Source organism: Longimicrobium sp., from assembly GCF_036387355.1.
Taxonomy (GTDB): Bacteria; Gemmatimonadota; Gemmatimonadetes; order Longimicrobiales; family Longimicrobiaceae; genus Longimicrobium.
Genome location: NZ_DASVTX010000529.1, coordinates 1 through 3056 on the forward strand (window position 1 = coordinate 1; position 3056 = coordinate 3056).

At 70.5% G+C, this 3056-nt stretch carries 3 protein-coding genes; all 3 read left to right on the forward strand.

The annotated features are described in order from the left end of the window. A partial coding sequence (locus VF665_RS22880; protein ID WP_331055798.1) for a glycosyltransferase occupies nucleotides 1–607 on the forward strand: 607 nt, incomplete at its 5' end. Then, on the forward strand, nucleotides 604–1896 hold the full coding sequence (locus VF665_RS22885) for an O-antigen ligase family protein (protein WP_331055799.1): 1293 nt from the start codon (nucleotides 604–606) through the stop codon (nucleotides 1894–1896). The genes VF665_RS22880 and VF665_RS22885, both read left to right, overlap by 4 nt. Beyond that, the gene (locus VF665_RS22890; protein WP_331055800.1) at nucleotides 1893–3020 is read left to right on the forward strand and encodes a glycosyltransferase; all 1128 of its coding nucleotides are present in this window, start codon (nucleotides 1893–1895) and stop codon (nucleotides 3018–3020) included. Before VF665_RS22885 ends, VF665_RS22890 begins: the two co-directional genes overlap by 4 nt. The last annotated feature ends 36 nt before the right edge of the window (nucleotides 3021–3056 follow it).

Genomic DNA, 3056 nt, shown 5'->3' on the forward strand with positions numbered 1-3056 from the left:
CCGACCGTGCAGAGAAGCGGGGCTGGCCCTTCGCGCGGCGTGGAAGATTGCTCCGGGTGAGGTCGTGGTGGGAATGGTGGGGCGTATGGATCCCATGAAGGACCACCCCACGTTTCTGCGAACGGCTTCGCGGCTCGCCGCAGACTTTCCGGACCTGCGCTTTGTCGTGGTGGGCGACGGCGATCCCGGGTACCGCGAAGTCCTCCGCGTGCAGGCGGAGGAGCTGGGACTGGGGGCGCGGGTGGTGTGGGCCGGAAAGCAGAACGACATGCCCGCCGTGTACAGCGCGATGGACCTGCTGTGCTCGTCGTCGTCGGGCGAGGGGTTCGCCAACGTGATCGGCGAGGCCATGGCGTGCGGTGTGGCGTGTGTCGTGACCGACGTGGGCGACTCGGCCCGCCTGGTGGGCCGGGCGGAAGCGGTGGCCCCGCCGCGCGACCCCGGAGCGCTGGCGGCCTGTGCCGCGGCTCTGCTCCGGGACCCCGGAGCGCTGGCCCGGGAAGGATGCCGGGCACGGGCGCGCGTCCGGGAGCATTACTCGGTGGAGGCGCTGGTTTCCGTCACTGAGGCGCTTCTCATGCAGCTCTGGAGGACGAAGTCCACATGAAGGTCAGCACCGCCCGGACGCTGCCGCTGCACGCGGTGATGCTCCTGTTCTTCTGCGTGTTCCTGTCACAGGCCGACATCTTCCTGATGGTATCGGGGGTGCTGCCCGTGTCCGCGGCGAACCTGCTGTTCGCCGCCCTCCTGGCCTTGGCGCTGGTGCTGCTGGTGCGCGCGGCGCTGGGGGCGCAGCTCCAGGGACGCGTCATCAATACCTACCGGCGCCACATGGGCGTCATCGCGGCCCTGGTGGGGGTGGCGGCAACGGCGGCGCTGCTGTCCACGCTCCCCGACACCAACTGGGACGACGGAGGCAAATACGTCTTTCTGCCCACGTACGACGTCGTCATCATCCTGCTGTCCATGCTGCTCCCCCTGCTCCCGGGCTTTCAGCAGGGATACCGTACCTATCTGGGCGCCGCACTGCTGGTCGTGGTGGCCAGCGTGGCAGCCGATGTCGTGTCGCCAGGCACCTTCTCGGCCTTCCGCAACCGTCCGGCGGGATTCCCCATGAATCCCAACGTGAGCGCGTTTCTTCTGGTGGCCCTTGCGGCCGCGCTGCTGGACTACGAACGGGTGCGGCCCGCGCACCTGCTCCTTCTTGCGCTCTCGGCACTGGCGGTTCTGATCACCCTTTCTCGAGGGGGCATGCTTTCGGTCGCCGTGCTCCTGGGCTACTACCTCTACACCGCGGGCGACCTCCGCCGGTGGAATCCGCGCCGCCAGGCACTGGCGCTGCTGGTGCTGGCGGGCGGCGCGGCGGGGCTCTTCGCGCTGGTGAGTTCCGTGGACGAGGCCGCGGAGGCCGGGATCGTGGACGAGCGTCGGATGGCGGTGGTCATGGGCCAGGAGCGTGGGGTGATGACCGCCGACGAGGAGCGCTTCGTAGCCCTGCTCACGTCGGCGCAGCTGATCCGCGAATCACCCCTGCTGGGGCACGGCACCGGATACTCCATGACCATGACTCCGGGGCCGCACAACATGTTCCTGGCGCAGATGATCAACAACGGAATCCCCGGGCTCGTGTGCTACCTGCTGGCGGTTCTGGGATCTCTGCGCGTGTTCTGGCGCCGTGGCTACAGGCCGGGAATCGCCTTCATCGGGCTCCTGCTGCTGAACAGCCTGTTCAGCCACAACCTGCTGGAGCAGCGCACCTTCACCGTGCTGCTGGGGGTGCTGCTCTCGCTTTCGTACCAGCTGGCGAACCGCCCGCCGGTGCAATGGCGGGAACCGCCCGGGAACCCGGCCCCGCAGCCTTCGCAGTCGGTTCAGCCCACCGCGGCGCGCTGGTGAGTCTGCACGTCATGCACCTGCTTCCCGGCCTCAAGGTCGGCGGTGCGGAAACCATGATGGCCAAGCTGGCCGCGGGCACGCGACACCGGGTCACCGTGGTTTCGCTGGCCGGCGTGGACGAGGTGGGCGAACTGCTCCGCAGCCGCGGCACGCCGGTGCGGGCCCTCGATATGCGGCCGGGCCGTGTGAGCCCCCCCGCCTTTGGACGCCTGCTCGCCCTCATGCGCGAGCTGCGCCCCGACGTGGTGCAGACGTGGATGTACCACGCGGACCTGCTGGGCGGAATGGCGGCGCGGATGAACGGCATCCCGGTCGCCTGGAACCTGCGCAGGTCCACCCCGTATACGGGCGGGGTCAAGCTTTCCACCCGCCTGGTGGTGCGGGCCTGTTCGGTGGGTTCGCGGTGGATTCCCGCGCGCATCGTGTCGTGCTCGCGCGCGGGAGGGGCCGCCCACGCCGCGCTGGGGTACGCCGCGGCAAAGATCACCGTAATCCCCAACGGGTTCGACACCCACGGCTTCCGCCCGGACCCCGCGGCTCGCGCGGTGCTGCGTGCCGAATGGGGTGTGGACGACGACGCGCCGCTGCTGGGCACGGTGGCACGGTTTGATGCCGCCAAGGACCACCGGACCCTGCTGCGCGCCCTGGCGCACGCCCGGGCGCGCGTTCCCGCCCTGCGCCTGGTGCTCGCCGGCCGGGGGATGACGGCCGGCAACCCCGTTCTGGCGGAGTGGCTGGACGAATCGGGCGTGCGCGACGCCTGCATCCTGCTGGGCCAGCGAAACGATGCCGCCCGGATCAACGCCGCCCTGGACGGTGCCTGCCTCTCGTCCGTCTCGGAGGGTTTCAGCAACAGCATCGGCGAGGCGATGTCGTGCGGGGTGCCGTGCGTGGTCACCGACGTGGGCGACTCGGCGTGGATCGTGGGCAGCACCGGCCTGGTGGTGCCCCCCCGTGATCCCGGTGCGCTGGGCGAGGCCATGGCCTCGCTGGCGGAGCACTCCGCACCGGCCCGCCGTGCGCTGGGCGACGCCGCGCGCGCGCGCATTCTTCGCGACTTCTCGCTCCCCGCCGTGGTGGAGCGCTACGACGCGCTTCACGAGCAGCTGGCCGCCTCGCGGTAGGGCCGTACGCGGGAGACCGGCGGCGGCTGGGCCTGC

Excerpts from the sequence above, each read along its gene's own strand:
- VF665_RS22885 (WP_331055799.1), top strand. The coding sequence starts at position 604 with ATGAAGGTCAGCACCGCCCGGACGCTGCCGCTGCACGCGGTGATGCTC.